The organism is Pseudomonas sp. R25(2017), from assembly GCF_002112565.1.
GTDB classification, from domain to species: Bacteria; Pseudomonadota; Gammaproteobacteria; order Pseudomonadales; family Pseudomonadaceae; genus Aquipseudomonas; species Aquipseudomonas ekonensis.
The window spans coordinates 146,911-170,704 of the sequence record NZ_NEHZ01000012.1 but is presented as its reverse complement, the minus strand read 5'-3'; the positions used below and the strand labels follow the sequence as shown (position 1 = coordinate 170,704).

Below are 23,794 nucleotides of genomic sequence, written 5' to 3'. Positions count from 1 at the left end.
GGGCCTGGATGCACCGACCCAAGGGCAGCCTGGGATGGATCGTGGCCATCGTCGCGTTGCTGGTCGCGGCCGCCGCCTATCGGACGCTCAGCCCGACCTGGCGCTTGCCCATGCACGATCCGGCGGTATTGCTGTCCTTGCTGGCCTTGAGCGTCGCCCTGGGCTGGGCGGTGCAGCGTGGGGTGAAGCGCACCGTGGCACGGACGATCTTCGACGGGCAGGCCAGCGGCTGGCAGGCCAGGCTTGGCTTCATTCGGTCGGTCACCCGGGAGTCGAACATCGCGCTGGGTGTGCTGGTGCTGCTGGCGGTGCTCGGTGGGGGCACCCTATGGCTGGCGGGCCGCTCGGTGGCGCGCATCGTGGACAACTGCGAGGCCAACCTGCAGGCCCAGGTGCAGACCCCCGTCGACGGACAGCTCACCGCGCTGGTCGGCAAACCGGTGTGCACCTGCCTTGCGCAGACGTTCCTCGACCGCAACGGGGTGCTGCGCCTGGCGCTGTTCGGCACGCCGCTGCGTGAGGTCAGCGGCTTCAAGGCCCTGATGCCGGCGGATGAGCGGCATTGCCTGACGCAGTACGACCTGCTGCTGGAAGAGTCCGGCGCGGACGAACCGTGAAGGGCTCGGCACGCCTGACCGTGCGTTGAACGATGCGCTCCCGTCGGTGCGCAGGAGGTGTTCCCATGTCACAGATCCCCGTGTTGAAAAACCGGTTTCTCGACCGCAGCGAGGCCGGGCGGCGCCTGGTCGAGCCGCTGAGCCGCTATGGCGCAAGGCCCGACGTGATCGTGCTGGGGTTGCCCCGCGGCGGCGTGCCCGTCGCCTGCGAAGTCGCGTCCGCCCTCCAGGTGCGCCTGGACGTGCTGGTGGTGCGCAAGCTCGGCGCACCGGGCCATCCCGAGTACGCCATGGGCGCCATCGCCGGGGGCGGCGTGCAGATCCTCAACGACGATGCACTGCGCACCTTCAAGGTCGACCGGGACGCGTTCGCCGCCGTGCTGGACCGGGAGACCCGCGAACTGGCCCGCCGGGAGCAGGCCTACCGCGCAGGCCGCCCGCCGCTGAACCTCAAGGATCAAGTGGTGATCCTCATCGATGACGGCCTGGCGACCGGCGCCTCGATGCTGGCGGCCGTTGAGGCCGTTCGCCGGCAAGGGCCTGCGCGCCTGGTGGTCGCGGTGCCGGTGGCGCCGCCGGACACCCTGGAAGTGTTGCGCAACGAGGTGGATGAGGTGGTCTGCCCGTTGGTGCCCGAACGGATGGTCTCGGTCGGCTACTGGTATGAAGACTTTCCCCAGACCTCCGATGAGGAGGTCGTCGCGTTGATGCAGCAGGCCGGGGCCTGAAGCCCTCGCGGCCTTGAGGCCGGCCGGCGGTCGCGTCAGACGCCGAACGGATAGGTGTCGTCCTCGGGTTCCATCTGTTCCCGTTGCGGCAGGGGCAGGGCGGCGACAGGCCGGGTCTGCTCGAACCAGACCAAGGCGTCGAACTGCTCGGCCAGCGTGGCTTCGAAATAGTGGCTGAGGCGTTCGCTGTCCGGCCGGTAGATCACCCCGATCGCCCGCTCCAGCAGCGTCGTGGACAAGGCCCGGCGCAGCTCCTGGCGCTGCGGGTCGCGCCAGTCGGTGAGCGAGGCGGGCACGCCGGCCAGGCGGAACTGGTGCTCCCAGCTGTCGGGCCGGGCGGGCCGGATGTCCTTGATCCGCATGTCGCCGTCCCAGTCATCGGCAGCGGCCACCAGACCGCGGTCGGTGGCCATGCCGATCAGCACGGCGTCGCGGCCGAAGGCGTTGCGGCACAGTTGGCCGATGTTGAACTGGCCCTTCCAGCCCATCTCCGTGGCGCCGGCATTGCCGATGTGCGAGTTGTGCGCCCAGACCACGGCCTTGGCGTCGGGGCCGCGGTGCTCCAGCAGCGAGCGCAGGGTCTCGAACATGTGCCGGTCGCGCAGGTTCCACGAGGCGGTCGAGCCGCGGTAGATGGCGCGGTAGTACTGTTCGGCGGCGATGATCACCCGGGCGTTCCGGGTCGCGTTGAAAAACGCCTCGTCGTTGCGGATGAGGCCGCCCAGCTGTTCGGCCAGCATTACGTTCAATTGCTCGATCACGGGCTGTTCGCAAGGCATCACGCCGCCGCGTTCGACGAAATGGCCGTACAGGGCCGGGTCGTCCTGCCAGGGGGTGAGGCAGCCGTAGCGGCGTCGGGCCTCACGGGCCAGGTGCGGATCGGCCCGGTCCAGGTAGGCCAGCACCTCGTGGATGGAGTTGCGCAGGCTGTAGACGTCCAGCCCGCGGAACTCCACGCGCCGGTCATTGGCCAGTGCATGGTTGTGTCCGTGCAGCCAATGGGCGAAGGTCTTGACCTCGCTGTTGCGCCACATCCAGGTGGGGAAGCGGCTGAAGATGTGGCGCTTCCAGGCCGTATGGGCCAGGCCCCGGACATACTGGTCGACATGACCGGCGTCGGGCCAGTCGGCTTCGACGGCGATGATGTTGAAGCCATGCCGCTCGATCAGTCGGCGGGTGATGGCCGCCCGGGCGCGGTAGAACTCGCTGCTGCCGTGGCTCGCTTCGCCCAGCAGTACGACGCGGGCGTCGGCGTAGCGGTCGAACAGGTCGGCGAAGGCCGGCGAGTCGGGATCGGGCAGTGGCTCGGCATATTGGCGCAACAGGGGCGCGATCTCGGCGGCGTCGACCTGATGCGGTTTGCCGTAGAGCCTTTCCATCAGTTTCCGCGAAGGACCGTTCATGGGGGCATCCTCCTTCAGGGGGGGCGCGAATGTGCCCTGGCGCGCTCCGGGACGGCAGGCGCTCCGGCGCGCGCCAGGGCGAGGCCAGGGATCAGGCCAGCGCGAGGCGGTGGATGACCTGGCTGGGGTTGTCCGGGTCGGTGGCCGTGGTGAATCCGGCGGCCTTGGCCAGATCGCGCATCGGGTGATTGGCGGCGGCATCGATCGAATACATCTGCCGGAAACCTTTGGCCCTGGCGTGGTCGGTCAGGTGCTTGAGCAGCAGGCGGCCGAGGCCGTGGTGTTGCCAGCTGTCGAGCACCGTGACCGCGCATTCGCACTCATCCTTGCCGGCACCGGCGGCGTAGCGGGAGATTCCCACTTCCTGCAGCTCACCATTCACATGGGCCAGGGCGACGAACGCCGCCTGGCGGTCCTGGTCGACCTTCATCAGTTGATCGAGCATCGCTTCGCCAGGCTCCCTGAACTGGCACAGGAAGCGGAAGTGCCGGGATTCCGGCGACAGGCGTTCGATGAAAGCCTTTTCCCGTTGCCGGTCCGCGGCCCGCAGGGGCCTGATCAGCACGTGGGTGCCGTTGTCGAGGGACTCGATCCAGTGTTCGCCCGCAGGCGTCGGGAACGCAGGGATGGAAGGTTGAAGACCGGTATCGGCGGGAGCCATGGCAATGTCCTCGTGTGTCGGAATGAACAGGGCCAGTTTCGGTGCCTGTTCCCCCACCGACTTGACCTTCGTCAAACCCTCGCGCGCCGGGCCTGACCCTTGGTCGGAATGCCCGGAAACATGGGCCCGAGGGGCTAATGTGAAAGAACGCCCGCACATCAAAGCGGAGGCATTGCCATGTCAGGCATTTCCGACACGGGTGCAAGGCCCCATGTGAAGTGCCTTGCCTGCTCCTTGAGCCGGCTCTGCCTGCCCGCCAGCCTCAGCGCCGAGGAAGTGGACAGGCTGGAGCGGATCGTCCGCCGCAACCGGCCCCTGAAGCGCGGGCAATACCTGTTCAAGGCCGATGAACCCATGGAACATGTGTTCGCCCTGCGCTCAGGGGCCGTCAAGAGTTACCTGCTCGATGCCGAAGGCAACGAGCGCATCACCGGTTTCGTCCTGCCGGGGGAAATGCTCGGGCTGGACGCCATCGGCGCCAGTCATTACCGCAGCTACGCCGTGGCGCTGGACATCTCGCTGGTCTGCTCGATCAGGCTGGATCAATTGGTCGACCTGTCCGGCCACATCCCCGGCCTGCGCTACCAACTGCTGCACATGCTCAGCCTGGGGATCAAGGGCAAGGACGACCACCTGCGCTGCTGCCACGGACGGGCCGACCAACGGCTGTCGATCTTCCTGTTGGGCATTTCGACGCGCTACCACGCCCGGGGGCTGCGGGCGGACATCTTCACCCTGCCCATGTCGCGCGGCGACATCGCCAACTACCTCGACCTGACCCTGGAAACCGTCAGCCGGGCCTTCACCCGGTTCGTCCAGGCCGGGCTCATTCGCTGCGCCGGCCGTGAAGTGACGTTGGTCGACGAGCAGGGCCTGATCGACCTCAGCCATCTGGAGGAACCCACTTGAGCATCGCCAGCACCCGGTCATAACGCTGCACCGGCCCGGCCCACGTGGGGCGCTGCACCTGATCCGGCCGCAGCCAGATGCGCTGCGGCGACACCCCCTTTCGCCAACACAGGCGCGCGGCCTGGCGGGCCACCTGCGACGGCGCGCAGCAGAACACCGTGTCCGGCCTGTAAGTGTCCAGCAGGTGGATCAGTTGCAGCCATCCGCTGCTGCTGGTGCGCGGCACGCGAGGCAGCGCCGAGAACCACGTCTTGCATTCGTCGGGCAGTTTCCCGGGAGCGAAGCCATCGTGCAGCAGCCGCAGTTGCAGCGCAGGCAGCCAGCAGCGCACCTCATCCAGCGCGCCGAGCAGCGTCAGCACCCCTTCGCCCCGGGCGATGGCCAACAGCCGCGTGCTCTGCAAGGGGAGCGGCCAGGCGCTGCCCAGCGGGCCGGAATAGGCCAGCCGCTCACCCGGCCGCGCCAGCGGTCGGGCCGCGTGGACGGTCACGATGAACCGTCCGGTCGCGCCCGGCAGGCTCACATAACTGCAAGGCCAGCGCTGCCGGCCGTCGCCCAGCAAGCAATACTGCCCCGGCATCGGTTCGGCGGTGGGCGGGCCGCAAAGCGCCAGGCCCAGACATTGCTGGACGCCCGGCCCCGATGACGTCTGCAGCACGCGGACGGATCCGCTGTCTTCCCGATCCATAGACACCTCGCCGCTCGCCGGGGGTTGACCACGGTTCGTCCAGCCTAGGCGCATGCCTGGGCCTGACTTTGATCGCGATCAAGTTACGGGGCGGGCGCAGCGTTGCGCAGGTTGATAAAGATCAAACGGGGTGGGTGAGCGCCGCGCAAGATCGAAGCGTCTCCCAGGGAGGCATCACTCAATCGAGGAGGTCGTCATGTCCGAAGCAGCCAAAAAAGTCCCTGTCACTCCCGTTGCCGCCCAGCCAGCCAAAGCGTCGCCGCCCGGCGTCGAAGCCCCGGACCTGTGGCGGCCGTTCCAGCAGTTGCGGCGCCAGATCGACAGTCTGTTCGATGATTTCGGGCGGCGTCCGATGCGCATGCCGTTCAGTCATACGCCGTTCGATCTCGAACCCTTCTGGCGGCGAGACTTGTTCTCCCACGGCATGCCGGCGATGGACATCAGCGAACTGGCCGAGGAATACCGCATCAGCGCCGAATTGCCTGGCGTGGACGACAAGGACATCGAAATCAAGCTCGCCAACGGCAACCTGGTGATCCGTGGCGAGAAGCAAGAAGAAGTCGACGAAAAGCGCAAGGAGTACCACCTGTCCGAGCGGCATTACGGCAGCTTCGAACGGGTCTTCCAACTGCCCCGCGAAGTCGACGCCGAGAAGATCAATGCCCAGTTCGCCAAGGGGGTGTTGCTGGTGCACCTGCCCAAACGCGCCGAGGCCATCCATCCGGAAAAAGTGATCCCGATCAAAGGCGGCAAATGACCGGCGCGTCATACCGTTCCAGGAGCAGGGAGGCTCCGCCCCTTCAACCCGAGGTGAACTTCATGTCCATTGGCAAATACTGCAACCGGGATGTGGTCGTGGCCCCGCCCGGCATTTCCATCTACGCCGCCGCGCGCATGATGAGCCAGTACCACGTCGGCGATCTGGTGCTCGTCGAGCCCGTCGACCGCGAGCACGATGTCTTCCGGCCGGTCGGCCTGATCACAGACCGGGACCTGGCCTTGCGGATCGTGGCGCGCAACCCGCCGGACCAGGACGAACTGAGGGCGGTCGACGTGTTGCCCCGGTCGCTGATCACGGCCAACCAGAACGAGGATCTGTTCGACGTCATCCTGAACATGCGCCGCGCCAACATCCGGCGGATCCCCGTGGTGGACGACTTCGGCCTGCTGGTGGGGATCGCCACGGCGGACGATCTGGTGGCCTTGCTGTCCGACCGCCTGCACGAACTGACCTTGCTGATCCGCCAACAGAGCCTGCGGGAGGAAGACATCCGCGCCGAAGACATCTGAACGCGGCCGCGCCGAGGCCATCACCCGAGGGGGCGATCATGAGCGATTATCCGGGCACCGAGGAACTGGAGGGGCTGGATGCCTACTGGCGGGCGGCCAACTACCTCACGGTGGGGCAGATCTACCTGCAGGCCAACCCGCTGCTGGCCAGCCCGCTGCAACTGGCCGACATCAAGCCCCGGCTGTTGGGGCATTGGGGGACTTCGCCGGGCCTCAACCTGATCTACACGCACCTGAACCGGCTCATCCGCCAGCACGACCTCAACGTGCTGTTCGTCGCGGGGCCCGGCCATGGCGGGCCGGCCATGGTGGCCCAGGCCTACCTCGACGGCACCTACACCGAGCTCAATCCGGCGGTGTCGCGGGACGCCCAGGGGATGGCCCGGCTTTTCCGCCAGTTCTCCTGGCCCTACGGTATCGGCAGCCACGTCGGCCCCCATGTTCCCGGCTCGATCCATGAGGGCGGCGAACTGGGCTACTCCCTGGTTCACGCCTACGGGGCCGCGCTGGACAACCCTCAGTTGCTGGTCGCCTGCGTGATCGGCGACGGCGAGGCGGAGACCGGTGCGCTGGCGGCGAGCTGGCACTGCAACAAGTTCCTCAATCCGGCAGGCGACGGAGCGGTGTTGCCGATCCTGCACCTCAACGGCTACAAGATCGCCAACCCCACCGTGCTCTCCAGGATCAGCGAGGACGAACTCACCAGCCTGATGTGCGGCTATGGTTACGACCCTTATTTCGTCGAAGGCGACGAACCCATGGAGGTGCACCGGGCGTTGTCCCGCACCCTGGAGGTGATCTACGACAAGATCTGCCGCATCCAGCGCCTGGCCCGTCAGGCCGAGGCCGGGGAGGGTGTCGAACGGCCGCTGTGGCCGGCGCTGATATTGCGCACCCCGAAGGGATGGACCGGGCCGACGTTCGTCGACGGGCAACGGATCGAAGGCACCTGCCGCGCCCATCAACTGCCGCTGGCGGACTTGGCCAAACCGCTGCACTTGCTGCAACTGCAGCAATGGCTGGAAAGCTACCGTCCGCAAGAACTGTTCGATGCCCAAGGCGCGCTGCTGCCGGAACTGGCCGCGCTGGCTCCGTCCGGGCGGCGGCGCATGAGCGCCAACCCCCATGCCAATGGCGGCCTGACGCTGCGCGCGCTGGATCTGCCGTGCCACACCGATTATTGCGTGCAGATGGACGGCCCCGGCCAGGTGCGGGCCGAAGCGACCCGGGTGCTGGGCGGTTACCTGCGCGATGTCATGAAAAACAGCGCCGTGTCGCGCAACTTCCGCCTGTTCGGGCCGGACGAAACGGCGTCGAACCGCCTGGACGCGGTGTTCGAGGCCACCGACAAGGTCTGGCTCGACCCGCACGGCAGCGACGACGCTCATCTCGGCGCGCAGGGCCGGGTGATGGAGATTCTCAGCGAGCACCTGTGCGAGGGATGGCTCGAAGGCTACCTGCTGACCGGCCGCCATGGCCTGTTCTCGTGCTACGAAGCGTTCATCCATATCGTCGATTCGATGATCAACCAGCACGCCAAGTGGCTGAAGACCGCCGCCGAGGTGCCGTGGCGCAAGCCGGTCGCGTCGCTGAACATCCTGTTGACGTCCCACGTGTGGCGCCAGGACCATAACGGCTTCTCGCACCAGGATCCGGGCTTTCTCGACCTGTTGGCCAACAAGAAGGCCGACGTGGCGCGGATCTACCTGCCGCCGGACGCCAACTGCCTGCTGTCGGTGGCGGACCATTGCCTGCGCAGCCGCGGCTACATCAACGTGGTCGTCGCCGGCAAGCAGCGCGAATGGCAATGGCTCGACGGCGAGGCGGCGGCCTTGCACTGCCAGGCCGGCATCGGCCGCTGGGCCTGGGCCGGCCATGAAGATGACCATCCCGAGGTGATCCTCGCCTGCGCCGGCGACGTGCCGACGCTGGAGACGCTGGCGGCGGTGACGCTGCTGCGCGAGTGCGCCGCCGACTTGCGGATCCGGGTGGTGAACGTGGTCGACCTGATGGCCTTGCAGTCGGCGCAACAGCATCCCCACGGCTTGCCGGACAGCGAGTTCGAGGCGCTGTTCACCGCGGACCGCCCGGTGATCTTCGCCTTCCACGGCTACCCGGCGTTGATCCACCGGATGATCTACAGGCGCGCCAATCCGGAACGGTTCCATGTGCGCGGCTTCCGTGAGGAAGGCGCCACCACCACGCCTTTCGACATGGCGGTCATCAACAACCTGGACCGCTACCAACTGCTGCTGGACGTGTTCGAGCGCGTGCCGCGCCTGCAGCCGCAGGCCGAACAGGCGCGCAGCCGCTACTGGTCGATGATGGAGCGGCACAAGCTGCACCTGATCGGGCACGGCGAGGACCTGCCGGAGGTCGCGCAGTGGCGCTGGAGCGCACGCCCAGGCCGGTGAACCGGCGTTACTTGGCCTTCCAGTACTTCTGCATTTCCAGGAACAGGAACGAGGCGGTCCAGGTGATCAGCACCAGGCCCGTCAGTGCCTGCAGGCCGGTCAGGTACTTGAGGTGGCCGGTGGGGGCGATGTCGCCGAAGCCGATGGTGGTGTAGGTGGTGAAGGAAAAGTACACGCAGTCGAGCAGGCTGCCGTCGAAATTGCCGCTCAGCGTGCCCCAGCCTTCGGCGTGCGCCATCAGGTAGTACACCAGGGCGAAGCACCAGACTTCGATGGCATGGGCCAGCAACGCGCCGAACACCCCCACCACGATCCGGAACCGGGCCCAGAGCTTGAGGCGCGGCAGCCAGTCGTTCAGGCGCAGCAGGCATTCGTAGTGGATCACCACCACCAGGATCACCACGAGCGTGTTGATCAGCGTGACGGTCAGCATGGTCGGTGCCCCGGGCAGGATCGGTCGGTCATCTGGCTTCGTTCACCAGCGTGCAGGCGGCCGGTTCGCCGGCCTGGGGCAGCAGCGCCGGAAACTCTTCGGGGGTGATGGTTTCCCGGGCGAGCAGCAGGCGGGCCCCGGCGTCGAGATCCTGCCGCCGCTGCTCCAGCAGCGCACGGGCGCGGCCGTAGGCCTCATCGAGCAAGTGGCGGATGCCCAGGTCGACTTCACGGGCGGTCTGTTCGGAATAGTCCTTGTGCTCCTGCTGCATGACCGCGTCGCCGAGGTAGCGGGTCGATTGCCGCTCCAGCACCGCCTGACCCAGTTCCGCGCTCATGCCGAAGCGGGTGATCAACTGCCGGGCGATGTCGGTGGCGCGTCCCAGGTCGTCGGCGGCCCCGGTCGAGACCTGGCCGAACGCCAGGCTTTCGGCGGCGCGCCCGGCCATCAGCACGGCGATGCGGTCGCGCAGCATCTGCGCGCTGATCAGGAAGCGGTCGTCCGTGGGCCGTTGCAGGGTGTAGCCCAGCGAGCCGGCGGCCCGGGGAATGATCGACACCTTGTGCACCGGATCCATCGCCGGCAGGCTGCTGGCCGCCAGGGCATGCCCCATTTCGTGGTAGGCGACCACCCGGCGCTCGTCCTCGCGCAGGACATTGCCCTTGCGCTCCACGCCCGCGACCAGGCGTTCGAGCGCCGCAGTGAAGTCCGGCAGTTCGACCTGCTGGCTGTTGCGGCGGGTGGCGATGATGGCGGCCTCGTTGACCAGGTTGGCCAGGTCGGCGCCGGTCAGGCCGGGGGTGATCGCGGCGATGCGTTCGCAGTCGAGGCCGTTCTGGCTGAGGATCTTTTTCAGGTGGACCTTCAGGATCGCCAGGCGACCCTTGCGGTCGGGCCGGTCTATCAGGATCTGCCGGTCGAACCGACCGGCGCGCAGCAGCGCCGGATCCAGCACCTCGGGCCGGTTGGTCGCGGCCAGGAGCACCACGCCTTCGCGGGGATCGAAGCCGTCGAGCTCGGCCAGCAACTGGTTCAGCGTCTGCTCTTTCTCGTCGTTGCCGCCGAGGTTGCCGAGCCCGCGCATCTTGCCCAGCGCGTCCAGCTCGTCGATGAAGATGATGCAGGGCGCCGCCAGCCTGGCTTGTTCGAAGAGATCGCGGACCCGCGCGGCGCCCACGCCGACGAACATTTCCACGAATTCCGAGCCGGAGATCGAGAAGAAGGGCACCCCGGCTTCGCCGGCGATGGCCTTGGCGACCAGGGTCTTGCCGGTGCCCGGCGGCCCGACCAGCAAGGTGCCTTTGGGCACATGGGCGCCGAGGCGGCCATACCAGGCCTGGTCCTTGAGGAACGACACGATCTCGGTCAGCTCGTCCTTGACATCGTCCAAGCCGGCCACGTCGGCGAAGGTGACCTTGATGTCGCGCTCGACGTACACCCGCGCTCGGGATTTCCCGACATTCATCAGTCCGCCCAGGCCGCGCCTTTCGCCCGGCCCGCGCAGCAGGAAATACCACAGCACCAACATCACCAGCAGCGGCAACAGCCCGATCAGGGCGGACAGGACGCTGTCCTCGGCCACTCCGCTGAAGGCCACGCCCGAGTGCGCGAGCTGCCCGCTCAACGCCGGATCCACCCGGACCGTGGAGAACTGCGTGCGCCCGTCGACGGGTTCCTGCAACCGCCCGACGATGCGGTCGCGCTCGATCCGCAAGTCGCTGACCTTCTGCAGATCCAGCAACTGCAGGAACTGGCTGTAGGCAATGACCTGCTCGGCCTGGCGGTTGAACAGGCCGAGCTGGACGGCCACGAGCAGCGACACCCCGATCACCGCCAGATAAAGCTTCCAGGGTTGATCCTTGTTCATGGCCGGGCCTCCCGGTGACCTGCCGGATCAGGCGATCAGCAGGAAGTCTTCGACCTTGCTCACGCCGGGCACCGCCCAGGCCGCGCGCTCGACCACTTCGCGCTCGCGCATCAGGTGCACCTTGCCTTCGAGCCGGACCACGCTGCCGTTGACGGTGACGCGAATGCCGTCGGCCTCGATTTCGGCGCTGCGTTTGAGCGCATCCTCGATGTGGCGCTTGATGTCGACCGCATCGGCGCGGGCCTTCAGGGTGATGCGGTTGTGCACGCGCACCACACCGGACAGGTGCCACACCGCCTGCTCGATCACTTCTTTCTGATATTGCCAGTCCAGTTCGCCTTCGAGGGTCACTGTGCCCTTGTGCACGGTGACCTGGATGCCTTCGACATTGGCGTCCGAGCTCCAGGCGATGATTTTCAGGGCGCGGGCGGCAATCGTGTCGTCCGCGGTGCCTTCGAGCCTGTTCAGCCGCACTTCGATTTCCTCTGCCAGGCCGCGCACGCCTTTCATGGCCTTGACCGTGCGTTCGGCGCTGACTTTCTGGGCGTAGCTGTCGACATGGCCGGACAGGGTGACGACGCCATCCTGTACCGTCACGCCGATGCTCGCGGCGTGGATGTCGGGTTGAAACTGCAGCTCTTCGAGCACCATGTCGCGCAAGTCGAGGTCGTTCATGAGGGTCTCCGCTATCGGGTTCAAAGGCGGGCCGGATCGCCCGGGGACTTTGTTTTTACGCCCGGGCGCGGCAGCGCGATTGACAAAGGTCAAACTCCGCGGGCACCGGGCCGATTGATAAATGTCAGGCCCCGCCCGGTGCCGGCGCCGATACTCGGGTCATCTTGGGCATGCACGGAGACACGGCCATGCAACGCTTGCTGTGGGTGGGACTGTCGGGGCTGCTGCTGGCGGCGGCCTCGGGATGCACGCCTTGGCGTGCGCAGGAATACGACGCGCGCCTGGAGTCGGCGGAGGACAACGCGGCCACCGCCCGGCTGCGCGCCGATCAGGTGTGCTACCGCCTCGACCGGGTCGAGCGGACCGCCGACGAGGCCTTGCGCAGGGCGGACGACGCCCAGGCGCAGGTGCGGCAACTGCGCCAGGCCCTGCGCAAGTAGCGCCTGCGCGCGGTTGATAAAAATCAAGCGTCAGGGCGCGCGCTGGGGGACGCTGCCAGCACCGGCCCTTTGCCCCTGACCCGCCTGCCGGGCGGTGTCCTGTCCGGCGCAAAGCGGATGCAACCGCGCAGCCTGAACGGTCAGGCGCGCCCGATCACGGGAGTCCATCATGAGCCACTATCAAACCCTGCTGCTGATCCTGAATCCGGCACTGCATCAATCCAACGCCCTGGAACAGGCCGGTGCCCTGGCCCGATCCAGTTCGGCCCATCTGCACATCGTCGGCCTGCTGGCGGCGCACGACCGGCCCAGATTGCTGGACACCGAAGAACACCAGGCCAAGCGCCAGGCCCTCCTGCAAGTCAGGCAGGCGCAGCTCGAAAAAAAGGCGGGCGCGTTGCGTGCCAAGGGCGTGGAGGTGACCGTCGAGGTGGCCTGGAGCGATGACCTGGAGGAGGACATCCTGGCGCATGCCCTGGAAATGAAGCCGGATCTGTTGCTCAAGCAAGTCGAGCGTGAACCGGCGCTCAAGCGCGCCTTCTTCACGCCGCTGGACTGGAAACTGCTGCGCCATTGTCCGATTCCGGTCTACTTGCTGGGCGCCGCCGGGCCTGCCTTGCCGCACCAGGTCCTGGCGGCGGTGGACGTGGCCGACAATACCGCCGAAGGCGAGGCACGCAACGAGGCGATCGTGCAGCAGGCCAACGCCCTGGCCCTGCAGACCGGTGCGCAGTTGGACCTGCTGCATGCCTGTGACTTATCGGTGGCCTACATGGGCGACATGGCCTACGGCGCGTGGGCCGTCGACGACATCACCGAGCCTTTGCGCGAAGAGCTTGAGGACGACTTCAACGCACTGGCCGACCGCCACGGTGCGCCGGGCAAGCGCCGCCATTTCGTCATCGGGCGTCCGGTGCCGGTGCTGAACGACTACATCGAGGCCCACCCGGTGGACGTGATCGTCATGGGCCGGCCGGCGGCGCGGGGGCTTGAGCGCCTGTTCGGCAGCACCACCGAACACGTGCTGTACCAGGTGCCCTGCAACATCCTGGCGGTGTGAGGCGCCAGCAACGGCTCAGCCGTGCGCGGCGCCGCGCCATCGCCGTAGGCCTGGCTGCCGTGCAGGGCGAACAGTAACGCAAGCGGTTCTTTCATCAGCGTCGGCTCCGCAAGAAGTTCACGCCCGACATAGGCGCGGTGCGGCGCCCCGGTTTGACGATTATCAAGTCGGCCCTGCCTGCGGGACGGACACTGGGCAGGACGACGCAGGCCTGGGCCTGCGCCCCTCATCACCTGCACAGCGAGCACGCCCATGGATAAATTCCAGAAAAGCCGCAAGGACAAACTGTTCAAGCCGCAGCGGTTCGACCCCTACGCCACGCCGCTTCGCCCCGGCGGCAAGGCGCGTTGCCCGCAATGCGGCGCCGTTTACCATGAGGGCGAATGGCATTGGCACGCACCGGCCGAGGCCGGGGCGGTGGAATCGACGGTCTGTCCGGCATGCCGGCGCATCGAGGACCGGGCCGCTGCCGGCCAGGTCCGGGTGACGGGGCATTTCCTGGCCGGGCATGAGGCCGAAATCCGCCAGCTCATGCACAACGCCGAGCAGCAGGAGCGGCAGACGCACGTGCTGGAACGGCTGATCGACATCGACTGCCGGCCGGACGCCCTGGTGGCGACCACCACCGGCACCCACCTGGCCAATCTCATCGGCCATGAGCTCAAGGCCGCCTATGACGGCACCTGCAGCTACCGCTACAGCGACAGTGAGGTGTACCTGAGCGTCGACTGGCACCGTGACTGAAAGATGCCCGCCGTCCATGGCCCGAAGGCCGTGGCCGGCGGGCTGCGGCGCGGTCAGCCGGGGATCGCGAGAAGGCTGGAGCGGATCCTGTACAGGGTCTGTTCGGTGGTGCTGCCGATGATCTTGGCCACCCCTTCGTGGTAGAGGGTGCCCATCACCACCACATCGAAGCTGTGTTGGTCGGCGAATTCGCCGATGACGCTGCGCGCAGGGCCCTGCAACAGGTGCTGGCGCTCGGGTGCAACGCCACAGCGGCTGCCGAACCGGGCCATGCGTTCGCGGGCGCGCCCGGAGATATCCTCGACCAGCTCTTGGGTCCAGGCCACCGGCGCGGCGGCATAGGCGACGAAGCTGCTGCTGGGCTCATAGGCCTGCAGCAGGTGCAGCGGCGCCTTGCAGCGCTGCGCCAATGCCTGTGCCGCTTGCAGGATGCGTTCGTTGAGTGTCTCGACGGCCGGATCGTCTTCGGCCAGGTCCACCGCAGCCAGCACGCGCTCCGGCAGCCGCGGGGCGGCCTGGGCCACCAAGTGCAGCGGGAGCGGGCAGGCGCGCAGCAGGTGCCAGTCCAGCGGTGTGAGCAGGGCGCGGCTCAGGGCGGTCTCGTGGCGGATGTCCTTGATCACCATGTGCACCCGTTGCTCCCGGGCCAGGCGTATCAGGTCGTTGAGCGGGTCTTCGTCATCCACTGTTTCGGCATAGGCGTCGATGCCTTGCCCGGCCAGCGCCCGGACCTGTTCATCGAGCCAGGCGCCGCGGTGCTCAGCGTCCTGCTGGCGGGTATGGCTGCGCAGGACCCGGTCCAGGGTCGCCAGGTGTGAGGGCAGTTGGCTCAGGGCCACCAGGTGCAGCGTGGCGCCCGTGGCCTTGGCCAGCAGTTGAGCCCGCGTCAGGGCGGGCGAGGGGTGCAGGTCCGGATGGCAGATCAGTAACAGTCGCGAAAATTCATTCATGATGGCCTCCGCCGCGATGGCCGCCTCGGTGCAGGCGCAGCGGCAGGCCCCAGCGTGACGCGACGGGCCCGGCGGGCCTTGATATTTGTCAAGGTCGGCCGTGGCGCACCACCTCCACGCAGAAGTCTGCCTCGTAGGGCGGGACGTGGCACTCGACGATGTCTTTCGCGGCGACCTGCAGGTGGATGCCGACGATGTCCGCGTGCACGGGCTGGCGGCACACATGGCGGTCCACGAGCACGGCGCTGAGCACATGCCGTGCGCCCAGCCCGGCGAGGTAGGCGCAGGTGCGCAGCAGCGAGTGTCCCTCGTAGAGCACGTCGTCGACCACCAGCAAGGACGTCTCGGCCAGGTTCAGCCGGGCCAGTTCGGGGTTCTCCGTGAGCTGCGCCTGGGCATGCAGCACGCTGAGGTCATCCGCGTAACGTTTGACCTTGACCGGGTAGAGCGGCAACGGCGGCCCGCCGGCCATTGACTGCAAGTGAGCCTGCAGACGCCGGGCCAGGGGTTCGCCGCGCCGCTGTATGCCGATCAGCGCCATCCGCGACGCGGGCATCCGGGCCAGGGCCTGGCAGGCCATTTCACGCAGGATGCGGTCGAGGTCTTCTTCATCGTACAGACGAAGCCTTGAGGGAACGGAGAGGCTCATGGGTCACCTGCCGGGGCGTGACGGTATTCGCCCTGAACTTATCCGGCCTGCCTTGGGCGGACCTGATCCAGGTCAAACCTGGCGGATCCCGCCGGCCTACCTTGATGGCTGCGTCACAGGTCTTGCGCGGGAGGGCCCATGAGCAACCTGTCGGTCGATCGCAACGCCGTGGTCGCCATCGCCGCACGCGGACTGAGCAAAGGGTTCGGGGAGGGCGCCGCGCGGGTCAAGGCCGTGGACGATGTCGACTTCACCGCGCGGTTCGGCGAGATGGTCTATCTGGTGGGCCCCTCGGGCAGCGGCAAGACCACGCTGTTGAGCATGCTGTCCGGCATCCTGCGGCCCGACGCCGGCACCGTCGCCATCAACGGCCAGGACATCTGGAGCCTCGACGGCGAGCGTTTGGCGCAGGTGCGCCTGGCGCATTTCGGGTTCGTGTTCCAGGACTACCACCTCTTCACGCGGCTGACCTGCGCCGAGAACGTCGCGATTCCGCTGATCCTGCGGCACCGGCCCTGGAACGATGCGCTGGCGGCGGCCCGGCAATGCCTGGCGGTGGTCGGGCTGGAAGGCCGCGCCGACCTCATTCCGGCCAAGTTGTCGGGCGGCGAGCAGCAGCGGGTCGCCATCGCCCGGGCCATCGTCGGCAGCCCGAGCCTGCTGATCCTGGACGAGCCGACCGCGTCCCTCGACGGCGACACCGGCAAAATGGTCATCGCGTTCGTCAGGCAGCAGATCCTCACGGCGCACTGCTGTGTGCTGATCGTCACCCACGATGCCCGCATCGAAATGTTCGCCGACCGCGTCGTGCATATGGAAGACGGCCGGGTCATCGAGCGCGACCGGACGATGCCATGAAAAGCCCATGGCTGCAGGCGGTCGCGCTCCTGGGGGCGCTGGCCGGGTTGGGCGCGGCCTACCTGTTCGGCCGCACGCCCGAGCCGCTGCCCCCGGTCTTCCCGCCGACCAGCAGCGAGCGGGCGGCCATTTACGCCAACGGCATCGTCGAGAGTGAACAGGCCGGGGGCAGCGACATCGTGATCTTTCCCCAAGTCGCGGCGCCCGTGACGCGGATCCTGGTGCACGAAGGACAGCCCGTGAGCCTCGGGACGCCGTTGGTGGCGCTCGATGACGCGGTGCCGCGGGCGAACCTCGAATTGGCCGAGGCCAACCTGGCGGTCGCCGCCGATCAATACGCCAAGCGGCTGGCGGCCTACCGCATGGATGCTCGGTCGATCAGCGTGGACGCCCTGGACACGGCGAAGAACCAGGCGGCGCAGGCCCGGGCGGCGCTCAAGGCATCGGCGGCCGAACTGGCGCGTTACGTGATCAAGGCGCCGGCCGAGGGAACGGTGGTGACCCTCAACGGGGCCGTGGGCAGCTACGTGTCGCCGCAAGGGGTCTACAGCCTGCACACGCAGGGGTTCACGCCGCTGGTGGTCATGACCGGCGGCCAGGAGCGCCTGGTGGTCCGCTGTTACGTCGACGAGATCCTGATCGACAAGTTGCCGCCGGCCGACCAGATGGAGGCGCAAATGGCGATCCGCGGCACCCAGACCAGGGTGCCGTTGCAGTTCTGGCGGATACAGCCCTATGTCACTCCGAAGATCGAACTGTCCAACCAGCGGCAGGAACGGGTGGACCTGAGGGTGCTGCCGGTGCTGTTCCGGTTCGAAAGCAAAGGGCTGCCGACCATCTATCCCGGCCAGTTGGTGGACGTGTTCATCAGCCGGAAGAGGCCATGAGCACCCTGGGCCTGCGGTACGCGATCCTCTGCGGGCTGTCGCTGCTGGCCGCCTGCACGGTGGGGCCCGACTTCACGCCGCCCCAGGCCCCCGAGCGGCAGCCTTACTGGCAGGGCACCCTCGCCGACCCGCAGACGGTGCAGGGGCAGGGCCAACGGTTCGTCGCAGGCGGCGACCTGGCGTGGAACTGGTGGACGCTGTTCGGTTCGCCGCCGCTCGACGGCCTCGTCCGCCAGGCCATCGAGCGCAACCCGACCCTGGAGGCGGCGCAGGCCAGCCTGCGCCAGAGCCACGACCTGCTGCAGGCCGGGCAGGGCGTCTACTACCCGCAGGTCGGCGCCAGCCTTGCCGGCCGCCGGCAACGCGGCAGCGCCGAGCAGCCGGGGCTGGCGGTGGCGGATTCGGTCTTCAGCGTCGTGACGCTGGGGGCGACCGTCCGTTATGTGCTCGACGTGGCCGGAGGGCAGCGGCGGGCGGTCGAAGGGCTGCAGGCGCAGGCCGATCTGCAGACCTTCCGCTTGCAGGCGGCGTACCTGGCGCTGACGGGCAATGTGGTCAACACGGCGATCGCCCGCGCCGCCTACGGGGCGCAAGTGCAGGCAACGGAGCGGCTGATCGGCTTGCTGCAACAGCAGTTGAGCGTCGCCGATGCGCAAGTGCGCGGCGGCACCCTGGCGGACTCGGCGCAGGCGGGCCTGCGAAGCCTGATCGCGACCAACGAGGCGCAACTGGCCGATGTCCGCCTCCGGTTCATCGAGTCGGGGCACTTGCTGGCGAGCCTGGCGGGCGCGGCGCCGAACCAGCTGACGTTGCCCGACATCCCCCTGGACAGCTTGCGCCTGCCGCACGACCTGCCGGTGAGCCTGCCTTCGCAGCTGGTTCGCCAGCGCCCGGACATCCGCATGGCCGAAGCGCAGCTGCATCAGGCCAGCGCCGCCATCGGGGTCGCCACCGCCGCCCTGTTTCCCGGCATCGAACTGACGGGCAGCTACGGCACCGGCGGTACTTCGCTCGGTTCCTTGTTTTCGGGACGCTTCTGGTCCATCGGGCCCACCGTCGACATACCGTTGTTCCAAGGCGGGCGGTTGTGGTTCGAACGCAAGGCGGCGCTGGAGGCTTACCGGCAGGCGGACGCGGCCTATCGGCAAGTGGTGCTGAGCGCGTTCTCGCAGGTGGCGGACCTGCTCGACGCGTTGCGGCTCGATGCGCTGGCCTTGCAGAAGCGCAGCGAGGCGGCGCAGGCGGCCGACGCTGCGTTGCAGGCGCTGCAGGTCAGTTACCGGGCGGGGCTGGTGCCCTACATCGATGTGCTGGTGGCCGATGTGCAGCTGCAACAGGCTGACATCGCGTTGCTGGAGGCGACGGCCCAGCGCCGCCAGGCGACAGCGGCGCTGTTCGTGGCGCTGGGCGGTGGCGGGTGGAACGGCCCGGCGGCGCAGGCCGGCAAGGAGAAGCCATGAAGTACACCGGGATACTGCGCATCGGGTTCAAGCTGCTGGTCAGCGACCGGGCGAAGTTCTCCGCCTTGCTGGTGGGCCTGACCTTTTCGGTTTTCCTGATGATGCAGATGACGGCGATGTTCGCCGGCATCCTGACCCGGGCCTACTCGACGGTCACCAATATCGGCGCGCCCATGTGGGTGATCGATCCGGCGGTGAACACGCCCACCGCGGTCATTGCGCTACCGGACTACCTGCTGGACGCCGTGCGCAGCCTGGATCAGGTGGACTATGCCGTCCCGCTGTTCGTCGGCAATGCCCAGGCCCGCCTGGCCGACGGCACCTATCAGATCGTCAGCGTCGTAGGCCTCGACGACACCAGCCTGTACGGCCGCCCGGACCTGGAGCAGGGCGCCATCGAGGCGCTCTACGCCGAGAACGGCTTTGTCATCGTGCATGACGCCGAATACGCAAAGCTCGGAAGCCCTGGCATCGGCACCGACTTCGAGCTCAACGACCACCGCGGCACCGTGGTCGGCATCGCCAAGGTGCTGACCGGCGGGCTGATCGGCGTGCCGACCCTCTACACCACCTATCGGCGGGCGATCGAATACGTGCCGACCGCCCGGTTCAAGATCTCCTACATCCTGGTCAAGCCCAGGGACGAGCAGGCGGTGGCGCGCATTCAGGAAAGCGTCGCCCGGCTGGGCTATGTGGCGCTGACCCGGGCGCAGTTCAACCAACGCATCGCAGACTTCTACATCTACCAGACCGGGGTCGGCACCAACATATTGTTGATGACGACCATCAGCTTCCTGGTCGGGTTATCCATTTCAGGGCAAATCTTCTACAGCTTCATCCTCGAGAACCTGGACAAGTTCGCGGCGCTCAAGGCGATCGGGGCGAACCCCCGGGACCTGCTCCTGATGATCCTGTACATGGCGCTCTCCACGGCCTTGACCGGTTATGGCCTGGGGGTGGGCCTGGTCACCGTGGTGATTGCGCTGGGGCGAACGTACTTGCCCAACTATGCGGCGATCATCACGTTCTGGAACCTGGGCCTGGCGTTCGGCCTGGTGCTGCTGATCGCCGGGGTGTCCAGCTACCTGGGCATCGGCAAGGTGCTGCGGGTCGAGCCTTTCGAGATCTTCCGTTCCTGAGCGCCCGGTTGCGGCCGACGGTCGGCGCGCAAAGGGCGCAGCGGTTTATTCGACGATTCCTTGACCTGAGATAACTTCTGCCGGGTTTCGCCTCGCCGCGCCGCGGCCCCGGTGATAGCGTCAGGCACAGACGTTGCGATCAAGGAGCGTTGCCATGTACCAGAACCTGGCCGTGTTGAGCGCATTGCTGGTGCTGTATGCGGCCTTCGCCGGTTCGCTTGAGGCCAAACCCGTCAACGGGCCGCTTTTGTTCCTCTTGGCCGGTGTCGCCGCCGGCCCTGCCGGGCTGGGTCTGCTCAACCTGGCGATGGATCGTCACGACCTGCGGCAGTTGGCTGAGCTGACCCTGGCCATCGTGCTGTTCACCGATGCCGCCAATGCCGACCTTGCCCAGTTGCGCCTGCACCGCAACTTGCCGTTGCGTCTGCTGCTGATCGGTTTGCCCCTGACCCTGATCGCCGGCTGGCTGGTCGCCCGGTGGCTGTTCCCGGCGATGCCATGGCTGGAGATGGCCCTGCTGTCGACCCTCTTGGCGCCCACGGACGCCGCCCTCGGCAAGGCCGTGGTGAGCAACCCCGCCGTGCCGGCGGATATCCGGGAAAGCCTGAACGTCGAGAGCGGCCTGAACGACGGCATCTGCGTGCCGTTGATGCTCCTGTTGATGGCGCTGGTGGCGGAAAAGCACACCGCGTTGCCTTTCACGTTGGCCGGGCACCTCTTTCTGGAAGAGCTGGGGATCGGCCTGCTGACCGGCGTCGGCCTGGCGTTGGTGTCGGGGGGCGTGCTGCGCTGGGCGCGCCGCGATATCGCGCCGATCGCTTCATGGCAGCAACTGGTGATGCCGGGCCTGGCGTTGTTGAGCTTCGCCTGCGCCCAGGCATTGGGCGGCAGCGGGTTCATCGCCGCGTTCTGCGCGGGGCTGCTGACCGGCTGCCTGTTCAGGCGGGAAACCCACGCGTTGCTGCAGGCTGGTGAGTCCCTCGGCGAGGCGCTTTCGTTGATCACCTGGGTGGTGTTCGGCGCCTATGTGGCGCCCAAGGCCACGCAGATCCTGTCGCCTTCCGTGTGGCTCTACGCCTTGTTGAGCCTGTCGCTGGTGCGGATGCTGCCCGTCTGGGTCAGCCTGGCGGGCAGTGCCCTGGCGACGCAGAGCCGTTTGTTCATCGGTTGGTTCGGGCCGCGGGGCCTGGCCTCCATTGTCTTCGCGGTATTAGTGCTGGATGTGCCGTTACAGGAGCGCGACACGCTCATTTCCGCCACCATTGCCTGCGTCGTGCTCAGCGTTATATTGCACGGCGTGAGCGCATGGGCCTGGGTGGGCCGGCTGAGCCGCAGGGCCGAGCCCTGAGGCGCAGGCGCATCCGTTTTTCTGTATAGAGGGGAGGAGGTTGCGATGTCTGCTTTTACGCCGTGGTCGGCATTGGCGGGAGGCGTGATGATCGGGTTGGCGGCCGGGTTGTTCGTGGCTGCGAACGGTCGGATCGCCGGCATCAGCGGGTTGCTCGGCTCGCTGTTGCAGCGCGGCGGGGAGGGGCGGGGAGACAAGGGCGCTTTCCTGCTCGGACTGATCGCCGCGCCGCTGTTCTGGCAGCTGTTTGCGCCGGTGCCGCCGGCCCGTTTCGGCGCAGGCGCCTTGACGCTTGTGGCGGCGGGCCTGCTGGTGGGCGTGGGTACGCGCTATGGCAGCGGCTGCACCAGCGGTCATGGCGTGTGCGGCCTGTCCCGGCTGTCACCGCGCTCGGCGGTGGCGGTGCTGTGCTTCATGGCGGCGGGGTTCATCACCGTCTTCGTTGCCCGGCATCTGATGCAAGGAGGATGACATGACCCGGATCATCGGTTTTTTCGCAGGCGTGCTGTTCGGCGTGGGCCTGTTGCTGGCCGGCATGGCGAACCCCGCCAAGGTGCTGGGCTTTCTCGACCTTGCCGGAGAATGGGATCCGTCGCTGGCGCTGGTGATGGTCGGGGCCATCGGGGCGGCGGCGTTGCCCATGGCCTGGGCGCGTCGCCATCCGGTGGCCTTGCTGGGCGCCAAGATGCACTTGCCTGACCGGCGCGACATCGACCGCCGTCTCGTCGTCGGCAGCCTGACGTTCGGCGTGGGGTGGGGGCTGGCCGGCCTCTGTCCGGGGCCGGCGCTGGTGCTGCTGCCGGGTGGGGATTGGCAGGCCTGGCTGTTCGTGGCCGCGATGCTCGGCGGCATGTTGCTCTTCAGCGGCATCGAAGCGCTGCGTTCGCGCAACAGGGCCGCGAAAGGCAGCGGGCACATCCCGTCATGAAGCGCGTTCGCCGGCATTGAACAACACGGTGACGTAGGCCGGCAGCTCGCTGCCGGCGATGTCCTTGGCTTGTGCCGGCGTCAGCGAGCCGGACTGGATCACTGCGCCCGGGGAGCCATCAGCGAATTCAGTTCGCCATAGGTGTGGGCCTTCAAGGCATGGGTGTCCAGATGCCCGTGCTCCAGGAAGCTGCTGGCCAACCCGCCCATGGCGCCATACAGGAACTCGGCGATGGCTGAGCCGGCGCTCAGGCGCCTGACGCCGAGGCGTTGCAGTTCATCGGGAGCGGCCAGGCCAGCGCGCCACAGCAGGTTGACCGGCAATTTCGATTCCCGGCACACCGCAGCGATTTCATGAGGTTCGACCACGCCGGCGGCGAACAGCCCGTCTGCACCTGCGTTGGCATACAGCGCGGCGCGCTTGAGCAGTTCTTCCAGGCGCTGCTCGGCGGGCAGCAGGTTCTTCAGGTAGACGTCGCAGCGCACGTTCACGAACAGGTTGACCCCGTGCCGGTCGGCGACTTTCTTGGCGGCGTCGACCTTGCGGATGAGCAGGTCGGGGGAGCCCACGCCGTCTTCGATGTTGACCCCGACCGCACCGGCGGCGAGGACGGCGTCGATGACGTTGGCGACTTGTTCGGGTTCATCCGAATAGCCCCCTTCGATGTCCACGGTCAGGGGAACGCTGAGCACCCGGGTCATCGAGGCGATGGTGGAGCGCAGCAATTCCAGCGGGAGTTTGTTGCCGTCCTGGTAGCCATGGGACCAGGCCATCGCTGCGCTGCTGGTGGCCACGGCCTTGCTGCCCAGGCGCTCGACGAGGCGCGCGCCGCCGGCATCGCCCACGTTGGCGAGCATCAGCAGGCCTTGCCGATGAAGATCATGAAAAACGGTATCCAGTGCTGCCATGAAATCCTGCTCCTTTGAACATCCTGTTGATGGATCACTGCTGAGGTCAGACCGCGACCGTGCGTTCGCGGCATCGGAAGATGCACTGTAGCCAATCGTTACGGGATTCGCCCGCGCCTGGGTCGTCGCCAGGGCGATCGCCTGGGCGTGTATGCGTTCGTAGCAGTGGCGTGTGCAAGTTATGTACGTGCCGATAAAGGCAACAGCCGGGAATCATAGACCTCCCGAAGTGTGATGGAAGTCTTGATTTGAGTAATGCAGGGGATCTTGCGAAGTGTCTTTTCAATGAACTCGGTGTACAGGGAAATACTTTTGCAGACGATCTTTATCAAGAAGTCATAGTCCCCAGTCACATTGTAAAGAGCGACGACTTCCGGGCAGGAAGTAATCTTTTCTTCCAGTTTTCGGGTGACGTCTTCGGTATGTGTATCGACGGAGAGATGAACGAAGGCGGTGACTTCGAAGCCCAGGGCCTCTTTGTTCAGGATGGCCTGGTAACCCTGGATGAAGCCTTCTTCCTCAAGGCGTTTGAGCCTGCGCCAGCAAGGCGTTTCACTCATGGAAAGAACTTCCGCGAGTTTTGAAGTGGTGGTCAGGCAGTCGGTCTGCATGATGTTCAGGATCTTCAGATCGATCGCATCGAGCACCGTAGAGTTCTTTTTCAAATCAGAGTCCTTTCTGGCGTGCCATGAGCAAGTGCAGTCCTTATAACTTTGCCATGGTGCCAGCAACGGATAG

General features: G+C 67.0%; 26 protein-coding genes. 16 read left to right on the top strand and 10 right to left on the bottom strand.

Features of this window, described 5'->3' with window-relative positions:
• Positions 1 to 8 precede the first annotated feature (8 nt).
• Positions 9 to 617 (top strand): hypothetical protein, encoded by a 609-nt coding sequence (locus CAG31_RS17135; RefSeq protein ID WP_176243868.1) that lies wholly within the window; start codon positions 9 to 11, stop codon positions 615 to 617.
• Between the two features lie 65 nt (positions 618 to 682).
• Positions 683 to 1,345 (top strand): phosphoribosyltransferase, encoded by a 663-nt coding sequence (locus CAG31_RS17130; protein ID WP_085583221.1) that lies wholly within the window; start codon positions 683 to 685, stop codon positions 1,343 to 1,345.
• Positions 1,346 to 1,380: 35 nt separating this feature from the next.
• Here CAG31_RS17130 and CAG31_RS17125 read toward each other — a convergent pair whose 3' ends face one another.
• Positions 1,381 to 2,748, bottom strand: coding sequence for an erythromycin esterase family protein (locus CAG31_RS17125; protein ID WP_085583219.1), 1,368 nt, complete (start codon positions 2,746 to 2,748; stop codon positions 1,381 to 1,383).
• A 91-nt stretch (positions 2,749 to 2,839) separates the two neighbouring features.
• Positions 2,840 to 3,409, bottom strand: coding sequence for a GNAT family N-acetyltransferase (locus tag CAG31_RS17120; protein WP_085583297.1), 570 nt, complete (start codon positions 3,407 to 3,409; stop codon positions 2,840 to 2,842).
• A 177-nt stretch (positions 3,410 to 3,586) separates the two neighbouring features.
• Between CAG31_RS17120 and fnr the strand changes: the two genes are divergently transcribed.
• Complete coding sequence (gene fnr / locus CAG31_RS17115; protein ID WP_085583217.1) at positions 3,587 to 4,318, top strand: fumarate/nitrate reduction transcriptional regulator Fnr; 732 nt, start codon at positions 3,587 to 3,589, stop codon at positions 4,316 to 4,318.
• On the opposite strand, the gene CAG31_RS17110 is transcribed toward fnr, so the two are convergent.
• Entirely contained in the window at positions 4,293 to 5,006 is a 714-nt protein-coding gene (locus CAG31_RS17110) for a hypothetical protein (protein ID WP_085583215.1), read from the bottom strand. The two genes, fnr and CAG31_RS17110, sit on opposite strands and share 26 nt — an antisense overlap.
• A gap of 196 nt (positions 5,007 to 5,202) precedes the next feature.
• On the opposite strand from CAG31_RS17110, the gene CAG31_RS17105 reads away from it, so the two are divergent.
• From CAG31_RS17105 to CAG31_RS17095, 3 genes are all read left to right on the top strand, one after another.
• The gene (locus tag CAG31_RS17105; protein WP_085583213.1) at positions 5,203 to 5,763 is read left to right on the top strand and encodes an Hsp20/alpha crystallin family protein; all 561 of its coding nucleotides are present in this window, start codon (positions 5,203 to 5,205) and stop codon (positions 5,761 to 5,763) included.
• 62 nt (positions 5,764 to 5,825) lie between these two features.
• On the top strand, positions 5,826 to 6,296 hold the full coding sequence (locus CAG31_RS17100; protein ID WP_085583295.1) for a CBS domain-containing protein: 471 nt from the start codon (positions 5,826 to 5,828) through the stop codon (positions 6,294 to 6,296).
• 38 nt (positions 6,297 to 6,334) lie between these two features.
• A complete protein-coding gene (locus CAG31_RS17095) occupies positions 6,335 to 8,710 on the top strand; it encodes a phosphoketolase (RefSeq protein ID WP_085583211.1) in 2,376 nt (791 codons plus the stop codon).
• A gap of 7 nt (positions 8,711 to 8,717) precedes the next feature.
• Here the strand turns inward: CAG31_RS17095 and CAG31_RS17090 are convergent, their stop codons facing one another.
• The 3 genes from CAG31_RS17090 to CAG31_RS17080 are packed head-to-tail and all read right to left on the bottom strand — an operon-like array spanning position 8,718 to position 11,685.
• Positions 8,718 to 9,143: a potassium channel family protein gene (locus CAG31_RS17090; RefSeq protein ID WP_085583209.1), complete on the bottom strand. Its 426-nt coding sequence runs from the start codon at positions 9,141 to 9,143 to the stop codon at positions 8,718 to 8,720.
• 28 nt (positions 9,144 to 9,171) lie between these two features.
• Entirely contained in the window at positions 9,172 to 11,010 is a 1,839-nt protein-coding gene (ftsH, locus tag CAG31_RS17085; RefSeq protein ID WP_085583207.1) for an ATP-dependent zinc metalloprotease FtsH, read from the bottom strand.
• Positions 11,011 to 11,037: 27 nt separating this feature from the next.
• Positions 11,038 to 11,685 carry a BON domain-containing protein gene (locus tag CAG31_RS17080; RefSeq protein ID WP_085583205.1) on the bottom strand — a complete coding sequence of 216 codons (648 nt, stop codon included), beginning with the start codon at positions 11,683 to 11,685 and terminating at the stop codon, positions 11,038 to 11,040.
• Positions 11,686 to 11,873: 188 nt separating this feature from the next.
• Here CAG31_RS17080 and CAG31_RS17075 point away from each other — a divergent pair, with 188 nt between their 5' ends.
• The 3 genes from CAG31_RS17075 (at position 11,874) to CAG31_RS17065 (ending at position 13,929) form a co-directional block, all read left to right on the top strand.
• On the top strand, positions 11,874 to 12,125 hold the full coding sequence (locus CAG31_RS17075) for a hypothetical protein (protein WP_085583203.1): 252 nt from the start codon (positions 11,874 to 11,876) through the stop codon (positions 12,123 to 12,125).
• A 169-nt stretch (positions 12,126 to 12,294) separates the two neighbouring features.
• The gene (locus CAG31_RS17070; protein ID WP_085583201.1) at positions 12,295 to 13,185 is read left to right on the top strand and encodes a universal stress protein; all 891 of its coding nucleotides are present in this window, start codon (positions 12,295 to 12,297) and stop codon (positions 13,183 to 13,185) included.
• Between the two features lie 252 nt (positions 13,186 to 13,437).
• On the top strand, positions 13,438 to 13,929 hold the full coding sequence (locus CAG31_RS17065) for a BCAM0308 family protein (protein WP_085583199.1): 492 nt from the start codon (positions 13,438 to 13,440) through the stop codon (positions 13,927 to 13,929).
• 53 nt (positions 13,930 to 13,982) lie between these two features.
• Here the strand turns inward: CAG31_RS17065 and CAG31_RS17060 are convergent, their stop codons facing one another.
• Together CAG31_RS17060 and CAG31_RS17055 are read right to left on the bottom strand one after the other, a co-directional pair.
• Positions 13,983 to 14,879 (bottom strand): universal stress protein, encoded by an 897-nt coding sequence (locus CAG31_RS17060; RefSeq protein WP_085583197.1) that lies wholly within the window; start codon positions 14,877 to 14,879, stop codon positions 13,983 to 13,985.
• An 88-nt stretch (positions 14,880 to 14,967) separates the two neighbouring features.
• A complete protein-coding gene (locus CAG31_RS17055; protein ID WP_085583195.1) occupies positions 14,968 to 15,528 on the bottom strand; it encodes a phosphoribosyltransferase family protein in 561 nt (186 codons plus the stop codon).
• A 138-nt stretch (positions 15,529 to 15,666) separates the two neighbouring features.
• Between CAG31_RS17055 and CAG31_RS17050 the strand changes: the two genes are divergently transcribed.
• The 7 genes from CAG31_RS17050 to CAG31_RS17020 all read left to right on the top strand — a co-directional run bounded on the left by CAG31_RS17050 (position 15,667) and on the right by CAG31_RS17020 (position 22,148).
• A complete protein-coding gene (locus tag CAG31_RS17050; protein ID WP_085583193.1) occupies positions 15,667 to 16,386 on the top strand; it encodes an ABC transporter ATP-binding protein in 720 nt (239 codons plus the stop codon).
• Positions 16,383 to 17,273: a biotin/lipoyl-binding protein gene (locus tag CAG31_RS17045; protein ID WP_085583191.1), complete on the top strand. Its 891-nt coding sequence runs from the start codon at positions 16,383 to 16,385 to the stop codon at positions 17,271 to 17,273. The genes CAG31_RS17050 and CAG31_RS17045 overlap by 4 nt, the downstream gene beginning before the upstream one ends.
• Entirely contained in the window at positions 17,270 to 18,733 is a 1,464-nt protein-coding gene (locus CAG31_RS17040) for an efflux transporter outer membrane subunit (protein ID WP_085583189.1), read from the top strand. Before CAG31_RS17045 ends, CAG31_RS17040 begins: the two co-directional genes overlap by 4 nt.
• Positions 18,730 to 19,872 (top strand): ABC transporter permease, encoded by a 1,143-nt coding sequence (locus CAG31_RS17035; protein ID WP_085583187.1) that lies wholly within the window; start codon positions 18,730 to 18,732, stop codon positions 19,870 to 19,872. The genes CAG31_RS17040 and CAG31_RS17035 overlap by 4 nt, the downstream gene beginning before the upstream one ends.
• A 154-nt stretch (positions 19,873 to 20,026) precedes the next feature.
• Entirely contained in the window at positions 20,027 to 21,220 is a 1,194-nt protein-coding gene (locus CAG31_RS17030) for a sodium:proton antiporter (RefSeq protein WP_085583185.1), read from the top strand.
• 45 nt (positions 21,221 to 21,265) lie between these two features.
• Positions 21,266 to 21,691: a YeeE/YedE family protein gene (locus tag CAG31_RS17025; RefSeq protein ID WP_085583183.1), complete on the top strand. Its 426-nt coding sequence runs from the start codon at positions 21,266 to 21,268 to the stop codon at positions 21,689 to 21,691.
• A gap of 1 nt (position 21,692) precedes the next feature.
• On the top strand, positions 21,693 to 22,148 hold the full coding sequence (locus CAG31_RS17020) for a YeeE/YedE family protein (RefSeq protein ID WP_085583181.1): 456 nt from the start codon (positions 21,693 to 21,695) through the stop codon (positions 22,146 to 22,148).
• A 98-nt stretch (positions 22,149 to 22,246) separates the two neighbouring features.
• Here the strand turns inward: CAG31_RS17020 and CAG31_RS17015 are convergent, their stop codons facing one another.
• Both CAG31_RS17015 and CAG31_RS17010 read right to left on the bottom strand, forming a co-directional pair.
• On the bottom strand, positions 22,247 to 23,056 hold the full coding sequence (locus CAG31_RS17015) for an isocitrate lyase/phosphoenolpyruvate mutase family protein (RefSeq protein WP_085583179.1): 810 nt from the start codon (positions 23,054 to 23,056) through the stop codon (positions 22,247 to 22,249).
• 179 nt (positions 23,057 to 23,235) lie between these two features.
• Positions 23,236 to 23,721 carry an Lrp/AsnC family transcriptional regulator gene (locus tag CAG31_RS17010; protein ID WP_085583177.1) on the bottom strand — a complete coding sequence of 162 codons (486 nt, stop codon included), beginning with the start codon at positions 23,719 to 23,721 and terminating at the stop codon, positions 23,236 to 23,238.
• Between the last annotated feature and the right edge of the window lie 73 nt (positions 23,722 to 23,794).